Source organism: Parvimonas micra, assembly GCF_021300775.1.
In the GTDB taxonomy this organism is placed as follows: Bacteria; Bacillota; Clostridia; order Tissierellales; family Peptoniphilaceae; genus Parvimonas.
Map to the genome: position 1 here is coordinate 103,923 of NZ_JAJTJP010000003.1, position 20,730 is coordinate 124,652.

20 protein-coding genes are annotated in these 20,730 nt (G+C 26.5%); 4 read left to right on the forward strand and 16 right to left on the reverse strand.

The genetic code is table 11. From position 1 onward, the window contains the following. Nucleotides 1-9: 9 nt before the first annotated feature. From LW893_RS05735 to LW893_RS05785, 11 genes are all read right to left on the reverse strand, one after another. A complete protein-coding gene (locus LW893_RS05735; protein WP_233056349.1) occupies nucleotides 10-795 on the reverse strand; it encodes a TrmH family RNA methyltransferase in 786 nt (261 codons plus the stop codon). After that, entirely contained in the window at nucleotides 770-1,411 is a 642-nt protein-coding gene (locus LW893_RS05740; RefSeq protein WP_233056350.1) for a potassium channel family protein, read from the reverse strand. The genes LW893_RS05735 and LW893_RS05740 overlap by 26 nt, the downstream gene beginning before the upstream one ends. A gap of 8 nt (nucleotides 1,412-1,419) precedes the next feature. Further along, entirely contained in the window at nucleotides 1,420-2,769 is a 1,350-nt protein-coding gene (locus LW893_RS05745; RefSeq protein WP_233056351.1) for a TrkH family potassium uptake protein, read from the reverse strand. Nucleotides 2,770-2,812: 43 nt separating this feature from the next. Further along, nucleotides 2,813-3,157, reverse strand: a complete 345-nt coding sequence (gene rplT, locus LW893_RS05750) for a 50S ribosomal protein L20 (protein ID WP_004832268.1) — start codon at nucleotides 3,155-3,157, stop codon at nucleotides 2,813-2,815. 18 nt (nucleotides 3,158-3,175) lie between these two features. Beyond that, complete coding sequence (gene rpmI / locus LW893_RS05755) at nucleotides 3,176-3,367, reverse strand: 50S ribosomal protein L35 (protein ID WP_233056352.1); 192 nt, start codon at nucleotides 3,365-3,367, stop codon at nucleotides 3,176-3,178. A 15-nt stretch (nucleotides 3,368-3,382) separates the two neighbouring features. Next, on the reverse strand, nucleotides 3,383-3,898 hold the full coding sequence (gene infC / locus LW893_RS05760) for a translation initiation factor IF-3 (RefSeq protein ID WP_233056581.1): 516 nt from the start codon (nucleotides 3,896-3,898) through the stop codon (nucleotides 3,383-3,385). Between the two features lie 183 nt (nucleotides 3,899-4,081). Further along, a complete protein-coding gene (locus tag LW893_RS05765; RefSeq protein WP_233056353.1) occupies nucleotides 4,082-4,999 on the reverse strand; it encodes a TDT family transporter in 918 nt (305 codons plus the stop codon). Between the two features lie 64 nt (nucleotides 5,000-5,063). Beyond that, nucleotides 5,064-5,864 carry a DUF169 domain-containing protein gene (locus LW893_RS05770; RefSeq protein ID WP_233056354.1) on the reverse strand — a complete coding sequence of 267 codons (801 nt, stop codon included), beginning with the start codon at nucleotides 5,862-5,864 and terminating at the stop codon, nucleotides 5,064-5,066. Nucleotides 5,865-6,203: 339 nt separating this feature from the next. After that, complete coding sequence (locus tag LW893_RS05775; RefSeq protein WP_233056355.1) at nucleotides 6,204-8,297, reverse strand: Tex family protein; 2,094 nt, start codon at nucleotides 8,295-8,297, stop codon at nucleotides 6,204-6,206. 57 nt (nucleotides 8,298-8,354) lie between these two features. Then, entirely contained in the window at nucleotides 8,355-9,755 is a 1,401-nt protein-coding gene (gene lpdA, locus LW893_RS05780; RefSeq protein ID WP_233056356.1) for a dihydrolipoyl dehydrogenase, read from the reverse strand. A gap of 276 nt (nucleotides 9,756-10,031) precedes the next feature. Beyond that, a complete protein-coding gene (locus tag LW893_RS05785) occupies nucleotides 10,032-10,247 on the reverse strand; it encodes a hypothetical protein (RefSeq protein WP_233056357.1) in 216 nt (71 codons plus the stop codon). Between the two features lie 332 nt (nucleotides 10,248-10,579). Between LW893_RS05785 and LW893_RS05790 the strand changes: the two genes are divergently transcribed. The 4 genes from LW893_RS05790 to LW893_RS05805 all read left to right on the forward strand — a co-directional run bounded on the left by LW893_RS05790 (nucleotide 10,580) and on the right by LW893_RS05805 (nucleotide 14,846). Further along, nucleotides 10,580-12,124: a PucR family transcriptional regulator gene (locus LW893_RS05790; protein ID WP_233056358.1), complete on the forward strand. Its 1,545-nt coding sequence runs from the start codon at nucleotides 10,580-10,582 to the stop codon at nucleotides 12,122-12,124. 127 nt (nucleotides 12,125-12,251) lie between these two features. Then, nucleotides 12,252-12,974 (forward strand): DUF5058 family protein, encoded by a 723-nt coding sequence (locus LW893_RS05795; RefSeq protein ID WP_233056359.1) that lies wholly within the window; start codon nucleotides 12,252-12,254, stop codon nucleotides 12,972-12,974. A gap of 1 nt (nucleotide 12,975) precedes the next feature. Next, nucleotides 12,976-13,632 (forward strand): hypothetical protein, encoded by a 657-nt coding sequence (locus tag LW893_RS05800; RefSeq protein ID WP_233056360.1) that lies wholly within the window; start codon nucleotides 12,976-12,978, stop codon nucleotides 13,630-13,632. Nucleotides 13,633-13,667: 35 nt separating this feature from the next. Beyond that, nucleotides 13,668-14,846, forward strand: coding sequence for a M20 metallopeptidase family protein (locus LW893_RS05805; protein ID WP_233056361.1), 1,179 nt, complete (start codon nucleotides 13,668-13,670; stop codon nucleotides 14,844-14,846). A gap of 47 nt (nucleotides 14,847-14,893) precedes the next feature. On the opposite strand, the gene LW893_RS05810 is transcribed toward LW893_RS05805, so the two are convergent. The 5 genes from LW893_RS05810 to LW893_RS05830 form a co-directional block, all read right to left on the reverse strand. After that, nucleotides 14,894-15,601, reverse strand: a complete 708-nt coding sequence (locus LW893_RS05810; RefSeq protein ID WP_233056362.1) for a CPBP family intramembrane glutamic endopeptidase — start codon at nucleotides 15,599-15,601, stop codon at nucleotides 14,894-14,896. Between the two features lie 52 nt (nucleotides 15,602-15,653). Further along, nucleotides 15,654-16,361, reverse strand: coding sequence for a CPBP family intramembrane glutamic endopeptidase (locus tag LW893_RS05815; RefSeq protein ID WP_233056363.1), 708 nt, complete (start codon nucleotides 16,359-16,361; stop codon nucleotides 15,654-15,656). A 479-nt stretch (nucleotides 16,362-16,840) separates the two neighbouring features. Further along, nucleotides 16,841-17,491, reverse strand: a complete 651-nt coding sequence (locus LW893_RS05820; RefSeq protein ID WP_233056364.1) for a YaaA family protein — start codon at nucleotides 17,489-17,491, stop codon at nucleotides 16,841-16,843. Nucleotides 17,492-17,507: 16 nt separating this feature from the next. Next, on the reverse strand, nucleotides 17,508-19,124 hold the full coding sequence (locus LW893_RS05825; protein ID WP_233056365.1) for an ABC transporter ATP-binding protein: 1,617 nt from the start codon (nucleotides 19,122-19,124) through the stop codon (nucleotides 17,508-17,510). Beyond that, complete coding sequence (locus LW893_RS05830) at nucleotides 19,117-20,433, reverse strand: radical SAM protein (RefSeq protein WP_233056366.1); 1,317 nt, start codon at nucleotides 20,431-20,433, stop codon at nucleotides 19,117-19,119. Before LW893_RS05830 ends, LW893_RS05825 begins: the two co-directional genes overlap by 8 nt. Nucleotides 20,434-20,730: the final 297 nt, after the last annotated feature.

The following is a 20,730-nucleotide window of genomic DNA, read 5'->3' on the forward strand; positions in this document are numbered from 1 at the left end:
CACTTCCTTTTAATTTTTAAATATTTTATACATTATTAATGCTGTTGCTATTGAAACATTTAAAGACTCCATTGAATTATCCATATCTATTTTCAAATGGTCATTAGAAATATTGAGCATCTCTTCAGAAACTCCATTAGCTTCATTTCCCATAACAACAATATTTTTTCCTTCGAAATTAAATTCTTCTAAAAATTTTGAATTTTCACTTAATGTTGTTGAAATTAATCTATATCCATTTCCTTTAAGCTCTTTAATTTTATCAATATTACAATCTACAATATTTGTTCTAAACAAAGCTCCCATAGTGGCTCTTAATACTTTTGAGTTATATTTATCAACACAATTTATCGTTAAAATATCTTTAATTCCAAAAGCATTTGCAGTTCTTATTATTGTACCAAAATTACCTGGATTACTTATATTTTCAAGGCAAATTATATTTTTAGTTGAAATTTCTTTCTTATCAACATAATTTACAATTGTAATTACTCCTTCGGAATTTGTTAGTTCTGTTAAATTTTTAAATAAATTTTCTGATAATATCATAATTTTATTTAATACATTATCTCTAAATTCGAAACTTTTTACAAATTTTTCAGTACAAATTATATTTTCAATATTAAGATTTTCATTTATAGCTTCAATTAAGAGTTTTTTTCCTTCCAATAAAAATAGTTTGTTTTTATCTCTATTTTTCTTTAAAAATAGGCTCTTAAAAAATTTATACTTTTTATTTTCTTTACTATCTATCGCTTTAAAATCCATATTATACCAACTTACTAATATTATCATTTCTTCCAGCAACTAGAAGAATATCACTATCTTTTATTATATAGTCAGCTAAGGCATTTATTTCTAAACCATCTTTCGATTTTATTGCTACAATATTAACATGATAATTATTTCTAACTTCTGATTCTTTTATTGTCTTTCCAACCCACTCAGAAATCGGAGAAATCTCAACAATTGAATATTCATCAGATAAATAAATAGAATCTAAAACATTCAAATTATTAATAGAATTTGCAACTCTTATTCCCATGTCTCTTTCAGGAATTATAACTCTATCTGCTCCTATTTTTCTAAGTACCATTGCTTGAACACTATCAGTAGCCTTTGCAATGATTTTAGGAATACCAAGTTCTTTGGCTTCAACAGTTGCGATAATAGAAGTTTTGTAATCAGAGCTTATCGCAACAACACAAATGTCAAAGTTTGCAAGACCTAATTCCTTTAAACTTTCCTCAACTCTAACATCACAAACTACTGCATGAGTAACCTTATCTGCAATAGAATTTATGATTTCTTCGTCTTTATCTATAACCATTACTTCATTTCCAAGTTTTTCTAAGGTAATGGCTAAATTCATTCCGAATCTTCCACAACCTATAACAACAATTTGTTTCATAATATCTCCTATCCAATAATAACATTTCCGTTTGAATACTTAAATTTCTTTCTATTAACTTTATTATAGAAAGAAAAAATAATTGTAAGCGGTCCAACTCTTCCAATAAACATCAATATAATTATAAACACTTTTGTAATATCTTTCAAATGCGGAGTTAAATCTTTACTAAGACCTACTGTTGCAAAAGCTGATACTGTTTCAAAAAGTAAGTCTATAAAACTATAATCTTCTATTAGGCTTAAAACGAATACAACTGCATTAACCAATATTATAGATATTACAAAAATACCAATAGCTCTTTTAACAATAGAAAAAGAAATTCTTCTATTAAATACTTCTATCTCATCATTATTTTTTATAAAAGATATTGTAGTAACAATAAGTAAAAATATCGTAGTAGTCTTTATTCCTCCAGCAGTACTTGCAGGCGAACCTCCTATAAACATCAAAAAAATAGTTAAAATCGTTGACGATTCAGTAAAACCAGTTTGATTTATAGATGCAAACCCTGCTGTTCTGGTAGTAACAGATTGAAAAAATGAATTTATTATTTTATCAAAAAAGTTAAAATTCTTTAAAGTTTTTGAATTAGAATATTCCAAGATGAAAAATACAATTGTCCCAAAAATAAGTAATCCTAAAGTCATTACCAAAACAATCTTAGTATGCAAAGAATATTTTCTAAAATTAAATTTAAAATTATTTATATCAATATAAACGTGAAATCCGAGCCCACCTAAAATTATTAAAAAAGAAATAACAAAAAGTAAATAAGGATTTGTATTAAAACCTTCTAAACTATTTTCACCTAAAATATCAAAACCAGCATTACAAAAAGCTGATACTGAATGAAAAATAGAATAAAAAATTCCTTTTATACCAAACTTTGGAACAAATGTAAAAGAAAGTAAAATCGCTCCCAGCCCCTCTATTAAAAAAGTTGAAAAAATTACATATCTTATCAGTTTAACCATTCCACTAAGTTTTGTAGAGCCCATTTGTTCTCGAATTACAAGCCTATCTTTTAAAGTTATCTTTTCACCTAAAATCATCGCTACCATTGTAGCCATAGTCATAAAACCCAATCCTCCCATTTGAATTAATAACATTATGACTGTTTTCCCGAAAAAATTAAATTCATTAGTTATATTTATAGTTGAAAGACCTGTTACACAAACAGATGAAGTTGATATAAATACACAATCTAAAAAATTTGTAAAATTTAAGTTTTTAGATGAAAAAGGTAAAAACAATAAAATTGATCCAACTGTTATAACCAGAAAAAAACCTAAAGTTAAAACTGCTGGAGGATTTGATTCAAGTTTATCTTTTATATTATCTATAATTTTTTTCAAATTAACCTCCAAAAAAAATCCCTTCTTATGAAGGGACATTTCTCTATCTTACTAATTCAACTAATTTTTTGAATCCTTCTGGATCATTAATAGCCATTTCAGAAAGCATTTTTCTATTCATATTTATGTTGTTTTTCTTTAGCCCATACATAAACTTGCTATAACTTAAACCATATTGTCTTGTTCCAGCATTAATTCTAGCAATCCATAGACTTCTGAAATCTCTTTTCTTTCTCTTTCTTCCGATGAAAGCATAAGTCATAGATTTCATAATTGCTTGGTTAGCAACTTTGAATAATTTTGACTTTGCTCCGTAATATCCTTTAGCTTGTTTTAATACTTTTCTATGTTTTTTTCTTGCATTTAAACTACGTTTTATTCTTGCCATTACTCTTTACCTCCATAATTAAGGAATCATATGATTGATTCTTTTTTGATCTCCACTACTGATAACTGTTGATTTTCTTAAGTTTCTAATTCTCTTTGATGATTTTTTACTTGTTAAATGGCTCTTATATGCCTTAAATCTTTTAATCTTACCAGTACCAGTTCTCTTGAATCTCTTAGCTGACGCTCTATGTGTTTTCATTTTAGCCATACCTAAAACCTCCTATTAATCTTGTTGTTTTGGAGATAAAAACATTGTCATATTTCTACCTTCCATTACAGAATCTTTTTCTACATTTCCATATTCTTCAGTAAGTTCTTTAAATTTATTTAAAACTAACTTACCAATTTCAGTATGTCCCAATTCTCTACCTCTAAATCTTACAGAAACTTTTACTTTATCTCCACCTTTTAAGAAGTTGTTTGCATGTTTTGCTTTAACTTCAATATCATGTTTATCAATACTTGGAGTAAGTCTAATTTCTTTAACATTTATAACTTTTTGTTTTTTCTTTGACTCTTTTTCTTTCTTTAAAGAATCATATCTATATTTTCCATAATCTAATATTTTGCAAACAGGTGGATTAGCATTTGGAGAAATATTTACAAGATCCAATTTCTTTTCGCTTGCCATTTCCATTGCTCTAGAAATTGAAACTACTCCTATTTGATTACCTTCTGCATCAATTAATCTAACTTCTTTTGCTCTAATTTCTTCATTAATTAAAAGCTCTTTTATAATAACACCTCCATATAAAAAAACGGCGAGTAAAAACTCGCCATAATAATTACAAAACTTAAATTATTAACATAAACCTGAAACAAAATAGTAACTAGGTGAGAGCGAGTACTCTACTTCATTAATCATATTACTCGAATATTTTACCATAAAGAATAAGATTAGTCAAGTAATTTTTAAAAAATTTTAGTTTTCTTTTTCTAATAAAAATTTCATATAACCAATAAATACATATAGCACTATAACAGTCGCTAATATTTCTTGGAAATTAACAAATAATTTTAAAATTGAATTTGCACCATTTACTTTAGTTACATATCCATTAAATAATTTAGATGAAATCGCACTAATTACTAATGGGAAAGTAAATCCTGAAAATCCTGGTGAAAATTTTAATTTTAATAATCTTGGTAAATTAACCAAAACTATAATATAGAATAATACTGAAATTGCAAATAAAACAGTTGCAAAAGTAAAACTCTTTTCTGGAAAAGTATTCAAATATCCTGCTAGTACAAGTGAACCTGGTGCAGATAATATTGCGAATGTAGGTTGTGCTGGTTCTGGAATTTCTTTAACTTTAAACACTCTGTAACAAACTACAGGGATTAAAACTAAATAAGAAACCAATGAAAACCAAAAACAAATTTGTCCTAATTTTAATTGTCCAGCAGCACCAGCTGTAACACTAGCTGTTGCAATACCAACATATACTATATACCAAGATGGAAATACTTTTTTAATTGAAAAATTTGGTAAGAATTTTAAGCTAAACCAAACCATAAGTAATGTATGTAATATTACACCTGCAAACCAAAACGCAACAGCTAAACCTGATGAATATGGTTTTGCGTAACTACTAAGTAAAATAGTTGCCATTGTAATTGTTAAAAGAACACTTGCAGCAACTGGATTTTCCAATACAGTTTTTAATTTGCAATTAAGAACTATAATTTTTAAAACAAAAAGAAAATATAAAATTAATGCTACCGCACCAATGCCTAATCTAACAGCATTGCTATAAGATTGTAATAAATTTCCTAATGCGAACATTGATAATATTAACCCAGCAATAGGAATAGGTAATTTTTTTAACAAATTCATAAAATTCTCCTTTACTAATATAAGTTAGGAATTTCTTTAAAAGAAACTCCTAACTATTTTTAATTTATTTATCTATAGGTCCACCTACATATACTCCAGTATCGTAATTCTTGTTTAATTCAATTACAGAGTCATCCATTTTATTGGATTTCATCTTCTTAATGATTCTTCTCTTATTTCCATTACGTTCAAATGGATTTGTTGTTTCAACAATTCCTTGAACAACATTATACCAATGTTTCCAAGCCATACCGATACCTAATTCATCTGGATGCCAGTTAGCCATTAATCTTGTTCCTGGACATAAGAATGTAATATTAATTGTTCCATGTTCATAAGGAAGAGTTGTAAGATCGTGACATACAGCTTGTAATCCTACAGTTTTCATTTCTGGAGAATATCCATTAAAATAAGAATATCCATGAACAACTCTCATGATGTTATAAGCTTTTTCAACCATAACAACAACATCTGGTTCAACTGTAAAATTTTCTAAAGGCATTACAGCCATTCCGTAGATTTTATCTTTTAAAAATATCATTTCATCAGAAACACTTTTAGATGTTTCAAGATCTTTATAAATATTTTTGCTTAGTCTAGCTTCACCTGATGCTAACTTTGGTGGTGCTTGATTAAAGCCAAAAGCAACTGATCCATTTGGACAACCTTGATGTACCTTTCTAACCTTTATGTTTGAACCTTTTGATGCTAAATTAACAGCATTACAATATGTAACTTTAGTTTCTCTTTCAGGTACTTCAAAATTTTCATAACTTTCTTCGTCGTGGAAGAATTTAACCCCAACAACTTTACGATTTAAGTCTAAATACGAATTAATTAGTTTAACACTTTCTTGAATATTCATTCATAACCTCCTAAATAGAATATTTATATCTGATAAATTATTTTATTAATACATAAAAAATTATCATTACGCTTATATTATCATACAGTTATAAAATAGTCTAATAGTTTTTTTCTATGGATAAGGATTATTAATAAGTTTTTCTTATGTAAAATAGATTTATCTGAAATTCCAACATTTCGTGACTAACTAGAACTAAAAAATTTCTTATAATATATGACAACTCTTCTTAAAAAAATTCTTAAATTATTTAACAAAAAAAGAAATGTGTTTAACACATTTCTTTTTTATTTAGTAACAAAGTTTCCAGATACCCCCCGATGCAAAACATCGAGGATCTTATCTCATAGTTAATTTTACCTTTTGTTTTTCAAGGTCAATTTCTAATATTTTAACCTTAACTATATCTCCAACTTTTAATACTTCTGAAGGATGTTTAATATACTTATTTGAAATTTGTGAAATATGAACAAGTCCATCATTTTTAATTCCAATATCTATAAAAGCTCCAAAGTCAACTACATTTCTTACCGTTCCCTTTAATTCCATTCCTACTTCCAAATCTTCAATTGAAAGTACATCAGATCTTAAAATAGGTTTTGGCATATCTTCTCTTATATCACGACCTGGTCTTTTTAATTCCTCAATAATATCTTTTAAAGTTAATTCCCCTACTCCTAATTCTTTTGAAAGTTTTGAAACATTTATCTTATCTAAATCTTGTCCATATAATTTTTCAGCTATTTCATAACTTTCAGGGTGAACAGCAGTATTATCAAGAGGATTTTCTCCATTTCTAATTCTTAAAAATCCTGCAGATTGAGTATATGCTTTTGGTCCAATTCCCTTTACTTTCTTAATTTCTTCCCTATTTTTAAAAGCACCATTTTCATCACGATATGAAACTAGATTTTTAGCCATAGTTTTTGTCATACCTGAAATGTATGATAAAAGAGAGAATGAAGCAGTATTAACATCAACTCCAACTTTATTTACACAATCTTCTATTACATCAGATAATGTTTCTGTTAATTGTTTTTGATTTACATCATGTTGATATTGACCTATACCAATATGTTTTGGTTCAATTTTTACAAGTTCTGCCATTGGGTCTTGAATACGTCTAGCTATTGAAATTGCTCCTCTAACAGTAACATCTAAATCCGGAAATTCCTCTTGACCAAGCTTTGAAGCTGAGTAAATAGAAGCTCCAGCTTCATTTACAATTGAATAGAATAAATCTTCTTTTTTTAACTCATTTATAAGTTCAACAACAACTTTTTCAGTTTCACGACTTGCTGTTCCATTTCCTATTGCAATTAAACTAACATCATATTTTTTAATAAGTTTTGCTAAAATATCCTTACTTTCCTTAATCTTTTCTTGTGGTTTTGTAGGATAAATATTTACATGATCTAAAACAGATCCTGTCTTAGAAATTACAGCTACCTTACAACCAGTTCTATATCCTGGGTCTATTCCTAAAACAACTCTATCAAGAATTGGAGATTGCATAATATATGGTTTTAAATTCTTACCAAAAACTTCTATTGATTGAGTATCTGCCTTTTCTTTTAAATCAGCTCTAATCTCTGTTTCAATTTGAGGAAATAACAATCTATTATAACCATCAACAACAGCTTCTTTTAAAAATTTATAACAGAAATTGCTCTTATCCATACATAATGAGAATAAAATATCATCAATATTTTTTTCATCACTTAATTTTACAGAAACTTTTAAAGCTTTTTCCTTTTCCCCTCTATTAATAGCAAGAATTCTATGAGGAGGAAGTTTTGAAATTTTTTCAGAAAATTCATAATACATATCATAAACATTGTTTTCTTCTTTTCCTTTTTCAGAAACTAAAACTCCGTTTTTATTTGCATCTTTTCTCAAAATATCTCTAAAATCTTTATCCTCAGATACCATTTCAGCAATAATATCTAAAGCTCCTGCCATTGCATCTTCAATAGTTAAAACTTCTTTTTCTTCATCAATAAATTCGGAAACTTTTTGTTCAAAATTGCTTTCATTAAGTTTTCTATCTAAAATTAAATCAGCAAGTGGTTTAAGACCTTTTTCCTTAGCTATTGTAGCTCTAGTTCTCTTCTTTGGTCTAAATGGAAGATAAATATCTTCAACCTTAGAAAGTGTTTCAGCATTTATGATTTCTTTTCTTAATTCTTCTGTTAACTCGCCAAGCTCGTCAATTAATCTTATAACATCTTCTTTTCTTTGTTCTAAGTTTCTTAAATATTGTAATTTTTGTTCTAAATTTCTAAGTATTTCATCGTCTAAATTTCCTGTAACTTCTTTTCTATATCTAGCGATAAAAGGAATTGTATTACCTTCATCAATAAGTTTTACAGTATTTTCAACCTGTCCTACTTTGATATTTAACTCTTTTGCAATTTGTTCAAAAATATTCATTCTTACCCCTTTAAATAAAAAAGGGAGCTTACGCTCCCTAAAATTCTAACAAAATAATTATTTTGCAGGTGCACTATGGATTGATTTTCCTTCTAATTGGTGAATAGCTTCCATAAATGCTTCTGATAGAGTTGGGTGAGCGTGAATCATCTTTCCTATTGATTCAACTCCCATATCATTTGCCATTGCAACAGTTCCTTCATGAATTAAGTCATTTGCATGAGGTCCAATAATATGGATACCTAAAATTTTCTTTAAGTCTTCAGTTGCGATAACTTTTACAAATCCATCAGCTTCTCCTAATGAAACAGCTTTACCATTTCCACTGAACATAAATTTGCTCTTAACATATGGAATATTTTGAGCAATAACTTCTTCTTCAGTTAAACCAACTTGAGCAACTTCAGGTAAAGTAAATGTACAAGCAGGAACGATGTCTAAATTAATTTCAGGGTGTTCTCCCATTAATTTTTCAACAACATGGATTGCTTGAGCACTTGCAACGTGAGCAAGTTGAACATTTCCATAAACAACGTCACCAATTGCATAAATATGGTCAACATTTGTTTTAAATCCTTTATCAGTAACTACAGCTCCTCTTTCGGTAACAACGCCAGCTTTTTCGATTTCTAATCCATCAATATTAGCTTTTCTTCCTGTTGCTAAAAGAACCATTGTACCTTCTGCTTCTTCAACTTTATCTTTATCAACTCTCTTAGCTGAAACTTTTAATTTTCCGTTTTCTTGTGTAATTTCACTAGCACGAACTTTGTTTATGATCTTAATTCCTGCTTTTTTGAAAATACTTGGTATTCTTTTTTGAATTTCTCCATCAGTAGCTGGTAAAACACCGTTTGTAATAACAGTTACTTGAGATCCAAATTGAGCATAGATACTAGCAAATTCCATACCTATAACTCCACCACCAACAACTACAAGTTCTTGTGGAATTTCTTTTAAATCTAAGAATTCATCACTTGTAATTACATTTGGTAAATCAGTTCCAGCAATTGGTGGAACGCTTGGTTTAGAACCAGTAGCAATAATTATGTAGTCAGCTGTAACATCTTTTTCTGAACCATCATTTAATTTAACATGAATTGTATGTGGATCAACAAAAGAACCAAAACCTTTTAGATATTCAATATTTGGATAAGAACCAATTAAAAATTCTACCCCACCTACGATTTTTTCAACAACTTCGCATTTTCTTTCATTAAGTCTTATTGGATCAATTTTACATTCGTCCATAAGTAAACCGAATTCTGCTTTTCTATGGATATTTTCCATAATTTCAGCATTTTTCCAAAGTGTTTTTGTCGGGATACATCCTCTGTTTAAACAAGTACCACCTGGTCTATCTGCCTCAATAAGTACAACTTCTGCTCCCATTTGTGCAGCTCTGATTGCAGCCTCATATCCTCCTGGGCCTGCTCCAATAACAGCTATTTTAGTCATAAAACACACTCCTTAATAAATTTTTTTAAGTTTTCACTCACTAAAATTATATATCAAAAATACTTTTTTTTCAAGTTTTTAAGTAAAATTGTTTTCACATTTAATAAAAAATGAAAAACTAACTAAAAAACTCGGATTTTGATATTAAAAAACACAAAAACCAAGTTTACAATAAATACTAGTTTACCAATACTAATTAATTAATATTATATTTTTGAAACCATTTTAACAAATTATCACTAGACAGCTCATCATATTCTTTATCATAACTACCTCTTATAATATCTTTCTAAATATTATAAATAAAATAGACATTAAAACTATAATCAATCCATGAATTATAGATGTAAATAAAGATATATCAGTTGTCGTAATAATAGTCAAAACTATTGAAATAAATTCAATAGAAAACTCTACAATAATTGTTATATCTTTTGTTTTTTCTATGTAAAAATAGATTAAAACACCATCTATAACTACTAGTAAAAACATCAAAATCTCTAAACTAATCATATATTAAATATTATGAAAAAAAGGCAAACTCATAACTGTAAATGATAAACAAATACATATTACAACAATTAAACTGAAAATTTTTTTCATAACATATCCTCCTACAAAACTATTTCTAAAATACAACAACTAATAAATATGTTATAACACAAACAAATAAAACTATTTAATTAACCTTATCACATATATTATATATCAAAAATACTTTTTTTCAATACTTTGTACGAAATAGTTTTCATGTTTTAAATGAAAATTCTAAATTTTTGTGGTAAAATATATAGTAATTAATGAATCTTAGAAAGGAGTAAAAAATGAAATTAACTGAAATTTTGGATATGTTTGAAGATTTTGAACTACTTACTAATTTCAATATAGATGAACTTGAAATTTTACATACTACAGTTCTTGATGCTCCTGATGGAGCAACATTTGCTTGTGGAAATGAGTTTGTAATTAGTTCTGGATATATTTTCAAACAAAACGAAAAGGAGATTACAAACTACATTAAAAGATTAAAAAAATTAGGTTGTTGTGCTTTAGGAATAAAGATAGAAAGATATTTTAGTGAAATTCCTGAAGAAATGATAAAAATTGCAAACGAACTAAGATTTCCTATAATTAATATTCCTATATATTATCCTTTTTCAGCAATTTTAACTCCTATTTTAGCAAAACTTATAGACAGCAAAGTTGATAATCTTACAAAAACCGAAAAGATTAGAAATAATTTTATTAGAATTGTACTAGAAAATAAATCATTGGAAACAACTTTAGATTATCTATACAATTTATTAAATATCGATTATATTTTCTATGACTATTTTTTAGATAAAAAATATTATAATAAAGAATTTACAGAATCACAAAGACTATTTTCAAAAAGTGTTTTCAGCAAAAATAAAGAGATTGGAAAATTAGTTTTAAATACAACAAAGTCTAAATTATCAGACTTTGATAATACAATAATAGAATATGCTTTAGAGATTGTTTTAATACAAATAGAAAAAGAAATAACCATAGTTAAGCTAAAAGAAAATTATTTAAATGACTTTATTAGTGATATTCTAAGTGGTAATGTTCATTCTAGAGAGGAGCTATTAACTAGGGCAAAACTTTTTAATATTGATATAAGTGGATATAATTCTGTTGTAATTTTTGATATAGATAATTTTAAATACAATTTAGTTCAAAATCCACTAGAAAATATAAAACTTCAAGAAGTAAAAAGAAAAGTATTTGAAAAAATATTACAAAATTTCGAAATTCTAAAAAGTAAAGCTTTATACTACAAAAAGAGTGATAGTTTAGTATTAATTACAAAACATAATTCAATTGATAATTCATTATTATATCAATTAGAATCTATTGTAAAAAGGATAAAACAAATCATTAAAGAAAATTTCGACTTTACTTTTACTGTTGGAATGGGCAACATTCGCGAAGATATAATAGATATAGACAAGAGTTATCAAGAAGCTATGGACTGTATTAAGATAGGAAGACTTTTACAAGAAAATGATGGAATTTTCAAATATGATGATATAGAATTTTTCAAAATTTTGAATAATACTATAAATTCTTCAAAAACGCCTAGTTTTATAAATGATGTTCTAAAACTTGTCAATTATGATAAAGAAAAAGATACTTCTTATTTTGAAACTTTAACACACTTAATTGAAAATAATTGGAGTCTAAAACAAACTTCAAAAAAACAATTTTTACATTATAATACTATTAAATATAGATTTGAAAAAATATCTGAAATTATAAATAAAGATTTAGATGATTATAATACAAGATTTTTATTAGAATTAGGTTACAGATATATAAAACTAAATAAAAATAATATAGATTAATACAACTGTTAAAATAACAGTTGTATTTTTTTACTAAAAAAAGTATATTTTTTTGTAAAATATTCCATAGGAATAGAAATTTTTTTAAGTTATTATATAGACATATAAAAAATTAGGAGGAATTCAAATGGAATATTTAAAAATCGCCAATAGTCCAATATTTTGGATTTTATGTTTACCAGTAGGGCTTTTAGTATTAATTCAAGCTTACATATTTTCAAAAAAAGCAATTCAATCTGCTGATTTAGTAGATTTGTCAAAAAGTGATGCAAAAAAAGCATTTAAAATTGGAGCTGTTTCTTCAATAGGACCTGCATTAGGAGTTTTCGTAGTAATGCTTGGTCTTATGTCAGTTATAGGAGGGCCTCTTTCTTGGATGCGTCTTGCTATAATCGGTTCAGCACCTGCAGAACTTGCTGCATCAAGCATGGCTGCAAAAGCTATGGGAGTAGAACTTGGTGGAAATGGATTTGAATTAGTCCACTTCGCAAATGCCGCTTGGGTAATGGCATTAAACGGAAGCGCTTGGTTATTAACTACTGGACTTTTCTCTCATCAATTAGATAAGATTACTAAAAAAGTTTCTGGTGGAGATGCAAAAAAACTTGGAGTTATAAGTATTGCTGCTATGTGTGGATCATTCGCTTACCTTTGTGGAGCAGAAATAATGAAGGGATTAAATCCTGAAACTAGACCTTTCATGGTTTCAGCAATAGGAGCTGCAGTTGTAATGTTTGGTTTAACAAAATTATCAGATAAATATCCAAAATTTAAAGAATACACTTTAGGTGTTGCAATGTTAGCTGGAATGTTATCAGCTGTAATTTATTTAAAATTAGGAGGTATGTAAGATGAATAATTACGATAAATCTTTTACTAAACCTATTATAAGATATGGAAGTTTTACAAATTTAATTGCTATACCTCTATGTTTTATACCAGCAATTTATTTATGGATTGCTAAAGGAGCTTTTCCAGGTTGGAGTAATATTTTAACTGGTTGGATGTATACAGCATCAATGTTTGCTATTTACTCAGTAGTTGAACCAATTTGCTACTTCCCTATTTTAGGCTTACCTGGTACATATATGTCATTCTTATCAGGAAATATAGGAAATATGAGAGTACCTTGTGCCGTAATAGCTCAAGAAAGTTTAGGAGTAGAACCAGGTACTAAAAAAGCTGAACTTATTGCAACTTTAGGTATTGCAGGTTCAATTTTTACAAATATTATCATTATAACAATAGCTGCTATTGGAGGACAAGCATTATTAAGTTTATTCCCACCAGTAGTAATAACAGCGTTTAAATATGTATCATCTGCAATTTTCGGTGCAATGTTTGCAATGTTTGCATCAAAAAATTTAAAATATGGTACATTCGCACTAGTTATAGTAATGGCAATGTTATTATCAAAAGCACTACCAGTTTATTTAATGATTCCTATCGCAGTATTTTCAACTGCAGCTTTTGGAATTTTTGACTATAACAAAAAGAACAACAAATAATTTTAATATAATTAGCAATTTTATAGAGGAGTATTATGGAATTAATTAAAGATATTAAAAATTTAGAAGAAAAAGTTATTAATTGGAGACGTGATTTACACAAAATTCCGGAACTTGGAAATGATCTTCCATTAACTACAGCTTATCTAAAAAAAGTTTTAGATGAAATTGGTGTTGAATATAGAACAGACTTCCCTAATGATTCTTCAATTTTAGTTACAATTAAAGGAGAACTTGAAGGAGATAAATGTATTGCTTTAAGAGCAGATACGGACGGTCTTCCAATGCCAGAATTTGTAGATTTACCTTTTAAATCTACAAATCAAAATATGCACGCTTGTGGTCATGATGCACATGCTGCGATGATGTTAGGAACAATCTACGCATTAAATCAAATGAAAGATAAAATACGTGGAACAGTTAAATTCTTATTACAACCTGGTGAAGAAACAGGATCAGGTGCAATTGATATGATTAAAGGTGGTGCTTTAGAAGGAGTTGACTTCATATTAGCATTACACAATGGAAATACAACAGATGAACTTGATGAAGGTAAAATTGGTGTAAAATATGGTTCAATGATGGCTTGTATGGATAAATTTACTATAAAAGTAAAAGGTAAAGGAAGCCATGGTGCTTATCCTCATATGAGCATAGATCCAATAACTACATCAACTCATATTATTTCAGCAATTCAAGATATAGTTTCAAGAGAAATAAATGCTGTTGATACTGCTGTAATATCAGTTTGTATGATAAATGCAGGAAGTGCTTTTAACATAATTCCAGAAGAAGTTGAAATAGTTGGAACAGTTAGAGCTGTTTCAAAAGAAATTAGAGCGTTTATAGCTACAAGAATTGAAGAAATTGCAACTAATATGGCAATTGCAATGAGAGCAAAAGCAGATTATGAATACCATTATGGTCCACCACCTGTTGTAAATAATAATGATATCGTAGACTTTGCTAAACAAAGTGCAATTAATGCATTAGGCGAAGAAAATGTTCAAGTTTTACAAAAACCAATCTTAGCTGGTGAAGATTTCGCTTATTATCTTGAAGAGAAAAAAGGTGCTTATGTATTTTTAAGAAACCCTCTTTATGTTGATGGTATTGCCTACCCTCACCACAACGGAAAATTTGGACTTAATGAAAAATATTTTATAAATGGAGTAAAATTCTTCGTTCAAGCAGTACATGATTATTTAAAATAAATTTAAAAGCACCTAAATAATATTAGGTGCTTTTTTTATATTCTATTTTATAAAACACTTGTCTTTAAAACAAATGAAAGTATTACAATTCCAGTACTAAATACAATATGTCCAACTATAGCACTTTCTATTCTCTTTGTCTTTAAATAAACATATCCAAAAGTTAAGGAGATAATCACAATTTCTACTACTATAGGAAGTGTATTTTTTAAATTTATAAGTGCAAACAATATTCCTGATAAACAAGCCGGTGTGAATAATCGTACAAATTTGTATCCACCTTCATATAAATCATATAAATAGCCGAATACTACATTTCTATAAACTATTTCAGTTACAAAAGGAATAATAAAAACTAAATTTATTAATGCCATTTTATTATTAGAAACCACATTTTTAATTCTAATAAATTCCCCTGTCATATCATAACTATAACCTAAAAATCCTAAAATTTTAAATAAAATTTGAATTACAACTAATAAAACTATTCCTGAACATGCCCCAATCAAAATAGATTTTAATAAAGATTCCTTTTTACCATCTTTGGATATTGAATTTGTAGGGAATTTTTTACAAAACAAATATACAATAATCGCAAAAATCAAAGTTAAAGCAATATTTATATTTGTTAAGTTTTTAATCACAAATTCTGATTTTATATACTTATTTGCCAATGTAGGAAATCTTGAAATTCCTAAAAAATACACCAATGATATCAAGAATGATACAATAAAATTATTTGTCTTAACACTCATAACTTTCTCCTAAAAATCACATCATTTTAAATATATTACAACTTATAAACTTCTAGTTCAAAAGAAACATATTTATTCCCATGCCCACAATATTTACACAATGATGTGTAAATCCTACGATATAAATATTTTTACAATATTTATATTGATATGATAAAACAATTGACATAAATACATAGTGAATCATTCTATAGTCAAATAATCCCTCATGCAATATACCAAATATTATTCCAGAAATTAAACTTGCAGTAAAAAATCTAACATATTTGTTCGTTCCGTTATAAATATCATATAAAGTGCCAAAAAAGTATCCTCTAAATATAATTTCCTCTGCATATGCTGAAAATAATGTAATAAATACATAATTCAAATAATTATATTGAAAAGCAAAAAAATCTGTCTTACCAAAACTATCACCTGATATTTTAAAATAATATAAAAGTTTAGTTAATGCAATTCCAAATACTATAATTAAAGTTAAAGAAATAATCACTGATAATATATATTTCTTTAAGTTTTTTATTTTAAATTTTTCACTGTTTTTTTCTATTGAATTTACATTTCTCAAAAAAATGCTGAAAAAAATTATAATTACATAAAGGGCTATCTCGTACTTTCTAACTACATTTACAAAATCCATTCCCCATGAATATATTTTTCCCTTATTTAAAAAAGAAACTAAATTTTCCATTTGACCTGACATCAAAACTAAATATAAAACTATAAATCCTATTATAATACTTCTTTTAATCTTTGCCATAAATCTAACTCCAATCATTTAATTTACAAATTAATAAATAAAATTAACCATATTTTACCTAAAAAAACGTAAATGTAGTATAATATTTGCTATGCAAAGTTATGATACCAAAAGAAAACGTATTTGTCAAATGGATTTCACAAAATTCGGAAAAAGAATATAATATTGTAATTATTTTTTCTATTTTATTGTAAATACTATATTTGCTAACAAAAATTTTATAATTACTTATAATTTTTTCTTATAATTAAATCACTATTCTTAAATTTTTAATCTTAGGTAAACATTTTTATAAAAAATATTTTAAACAAAAAAACTCCAAAAGTTTTTACACTTTTGAAGTAATAATTATAAAATAAAAAATATTTACTTAATACTACTCTGTAAATCTAATCCCTAGTATGTAATCTCAATAGAAATTAAACGAATTGAATATAAGTCCTTATTTTGTTTACTCATATTCTAAATTTATGAGATTTCTAGCTATTTTTCACAAATACAAATTTATTCTCTAAAGACATTTTTTCAACAAATACATATCCTTCTTTGTCAAATTTCTTTATATCTTCTATATTTTCAATTTTATTTTTAGTCATAAAATTAAGCATCATTCCTCTTGCTTTTTTTGAAATCGTAGAATGTTTTTTTAATTTTTCATCGACTTTTTCATAAAATTCAAAATCCAAAATTTGCTTCTCTGAAATGTACTTTTTAACTGTTTTTGAAAATTCATCACTTGCAAGATTAACAACGAAATCTGTATCTTTTAAAATGTTCTTAGCAATATCATCTTTCCAAAAATTATATAAATTTCCCATTTTTGTTTTCATAAGAAAATCGAGTCTATATGGATTAATTAAATCAAAAGGTTTAAGCGCACCATAAAGTGCAGAAATAATAATTAAATGCTCTCTTATATACTCTAAATCATACTCATCAAAATCTTCTCTTTTTATATTTTTATAACACATTCCATCATACATATAAAAAGCCTTGCAATAATCTTTTGAAACCAAAACTTCCGGAACATTCTTTAAAATTTCTTTTGTTTTATCAGAAAAATCAAATCCTGAAGAAAACCTCTCACAAGTTTTAGAAATTGTCTTTGCAGGTGATAAAATTATTTTCATATTTCTCTCCTTAAATCTATTTTTCAAGATCTATCAACTTATTACAAATAGATAATGGTAATTTTCTATGAGTTATTATTAGTATTATCTTATCATTACTAATTTTTTCAATATTTTTAACAACTTCTTGTTCTGTTTCAAAATCTAAAGCAGAAGTAAATTCATCTAAAATCAACAAATTAGAATTTTTATACAAAGCTCTCGCAAGAGCAATTCTTTGCTTTTCTCCACCCGAAACATTTTTCCCTTTAATTTCAATTTCAAAATTTCCATCTTTTTTTGTATTAAACTTTTTAACCTGTGATAATTCAGTAGAAATTTCAAAATTATCTTCATCAAAATTATCAAAAGCTATATTTTCTTTTAATGAACCTTTAAATAAAAAGGCATCTTGTTCAAGATATGAAATCAAATTGTAGTAAGAAGTTCTGTTTATATCTTTTAGATCTATCCCATTTATTGTAATTTTACCATTGTAATTTAAAATCCTCTTTAAAAGCAAATCTACTAATGTACTTTTTCCAGAACCTGATGGACCGACAATTCCTATAATATCTCCCTTTTCCATTTCTGTATTAAAATTTTTAAATATATAATTTTTTTCGTCATAAGAAAAAGTAAGATTCTCAACTTTTATAGTATCTATGCTTGAAATAGCCTCTTTCTTATCTTCAACTTCTGCACTATCAACAAATTCTAAAATTCTATCACTCATTCCAAGAGTTACCTGAACACCTGAAAACCAATCTGATAAATTTCTCATAGGCTCATAAAGATAACCTAAATAAAAATAAAATGCAAATAATGAACCTAAAGACATATTTCCTGAATTAACTTCCATTGCTCCAAAAAGTAATATTGCAATTGGTAAAAGTATTACAATAAGACCTGTAAGTCCATATCCTATTGCTGTATATTTCTTTATGTTTTTTAAATAAATTTCATATTTCTTTATATTTTCCCTAAACTTATTTAAAAAGAATTGTTCTTTCCCAAAAATTTTTATTTGAAATATTCCATCAGTATATTCCTTTACACTTTCCGTTACCAATGCAAAATGTTCTCTTTCATCTTTACTGTTCTTTCTTATAGCACTATCAACCTTTTTAAAAAATATTGTATAAATTGGAATTACAAATAAAACAATAATTGCAAGTTTAAAAGACATATAAAACATAAGTCCCAGAACTATTGAGATATTAAGAATATTCAAAAATAACATTGGAAGTCCTATACTAATATCTTCACTTACAGTTTCGCAATCATGTAAAATTCTTGAAGTTAAGTCACTTGGATTTTGTTTATAATACTCCGGAGACTTATCCAAAGCTCCTTTTAACATAATACTTCTAAAATAATTCATGTATTCAACCCTATATGTATGCCACTTATAATTTTGATATGAATCAAAAAATGCCTGTAATATTCCTAAAATTATGAGTAAAATTCCAAAATTTAAAACTTTTGAAAAATCTTCACTATTTTGAACCATATTAACAAGTCTTCCTATCATATATGGAGCAATTGCATACAAAATAACAGAAAATGCACAAAGCAAAGTTATCTTGAACCTTCTAACTCTATATTCTCCTATATAAGACATAAGTTTTAAATAATTTCTTATACTATTCATACTCAATAAACCCTTCATCTTTTAAATAGTTCAAAAATTTTGTCATTTCAATCATATCAATTTTTTTGTTTCTACAATATATTTTTAATGTATTATAGTCTTTAATTTTAAAATTCATAATATTTTTTAAAATATCGTAACAATACTCATTCAATTGTATAGTGCTAAAAGTCTTAGTGCTTATTAATATGTTATTTTCATAACTTCTTGATACTCTAATACTCTCCTTTACTAGTGATATATTTTCAAAACGCTTGATATTAATATTCTCAATAAAATAATCACATTGATGAATTTTATCATTATCACTAATATATAAAGGACAAGGAAAACACTCTTGCATAAAATAATTACAATTCTTACAAGGATATAAATTTTTATATGTACTATTCTCTATAATTTGGAAAGGAATAGAAAAATCTTCTTTATTCCAAATTTTCAAAAAATCCTTTTTTATTGAATTATTGCAATTTTCTAATTCATTAATATGGCAATATCTATCACATGGATATAAATTTCCTTTATTATCCAAAAAGCAAAAACTCGTACCAGCCCCACAACCATGAGTTATTTTTGGAAAATCCAATCCATAAACAGTTTTCATAAAATCTTTTGATAAAGGTCTCACAAATTTTGGTAATATTTTTATTCTGTCTTTAACATTTTCATATTTTTGTGATATAATTTGCATAACTTCTATAATTTCTTCCATAGAAAGCGACAAATTTATATCTTTAGCATTTCCATCCTCAATAAGTTCCAAAATATCAATTCTATTGATTCCTATTTTAATACAAAAATCAATGAAACTTCCTATATAACGATAATTTAATTTACTTAGAACTATATTAGCAACCAAATCAACTTTGGAATCTAACTTTGTTTTGCATTCATTAGTTATATTTATTGCTTTTAATATCCTATCAAAAACCTTTTTCCCTCTTATTTTATCATTTAATTCTGCATTATCTCCTTCAATACTAAAAACTATATTATCTAGATACTTGTTACTTAATAATTTAGAAATTAAATTTTCATTCATCAATAAAGAATTTGTATTAAACCCAAATTTAATACTATATTTTTCTAAAATCTTACATATATCAACAAAATCTTTTCTAGTTGTAGGTTCTCCTCCCAGAATGTGGATATAATCAATTTTATATGTACTTTCTATATTCTTTATTATTTCTTCAAATTCATACGCTGTTAGTTCATTTGCTATATCTCCTAAAAATTTCCCATTTATACAATGTTTACAATTTAAATTACATTTATATGTGCAATCCCATTTTATTGAAATTCCCATCTTATTTCTCCTTCTTAAATTAATCTAGACTACTATTATTGGAGAAGATATAGAATATCTTCTCCAATAATAGTGATGTCTACTTCCCTTTGCAATGATTATTACCATTACAGTTATTTCCAGCAGCACCTTTTTGTCCATGGTTATGTTTTAATGTTGCATATGATAACATATTTTCCACCTCTTAATTATAAATTTTAAAGGCACGTTAAAACATTAACAGTATGTATTATATACCTTTGTAAATTAATATTAGCAAATTATATAACATTTGTCAACTACTATATAATAAATATT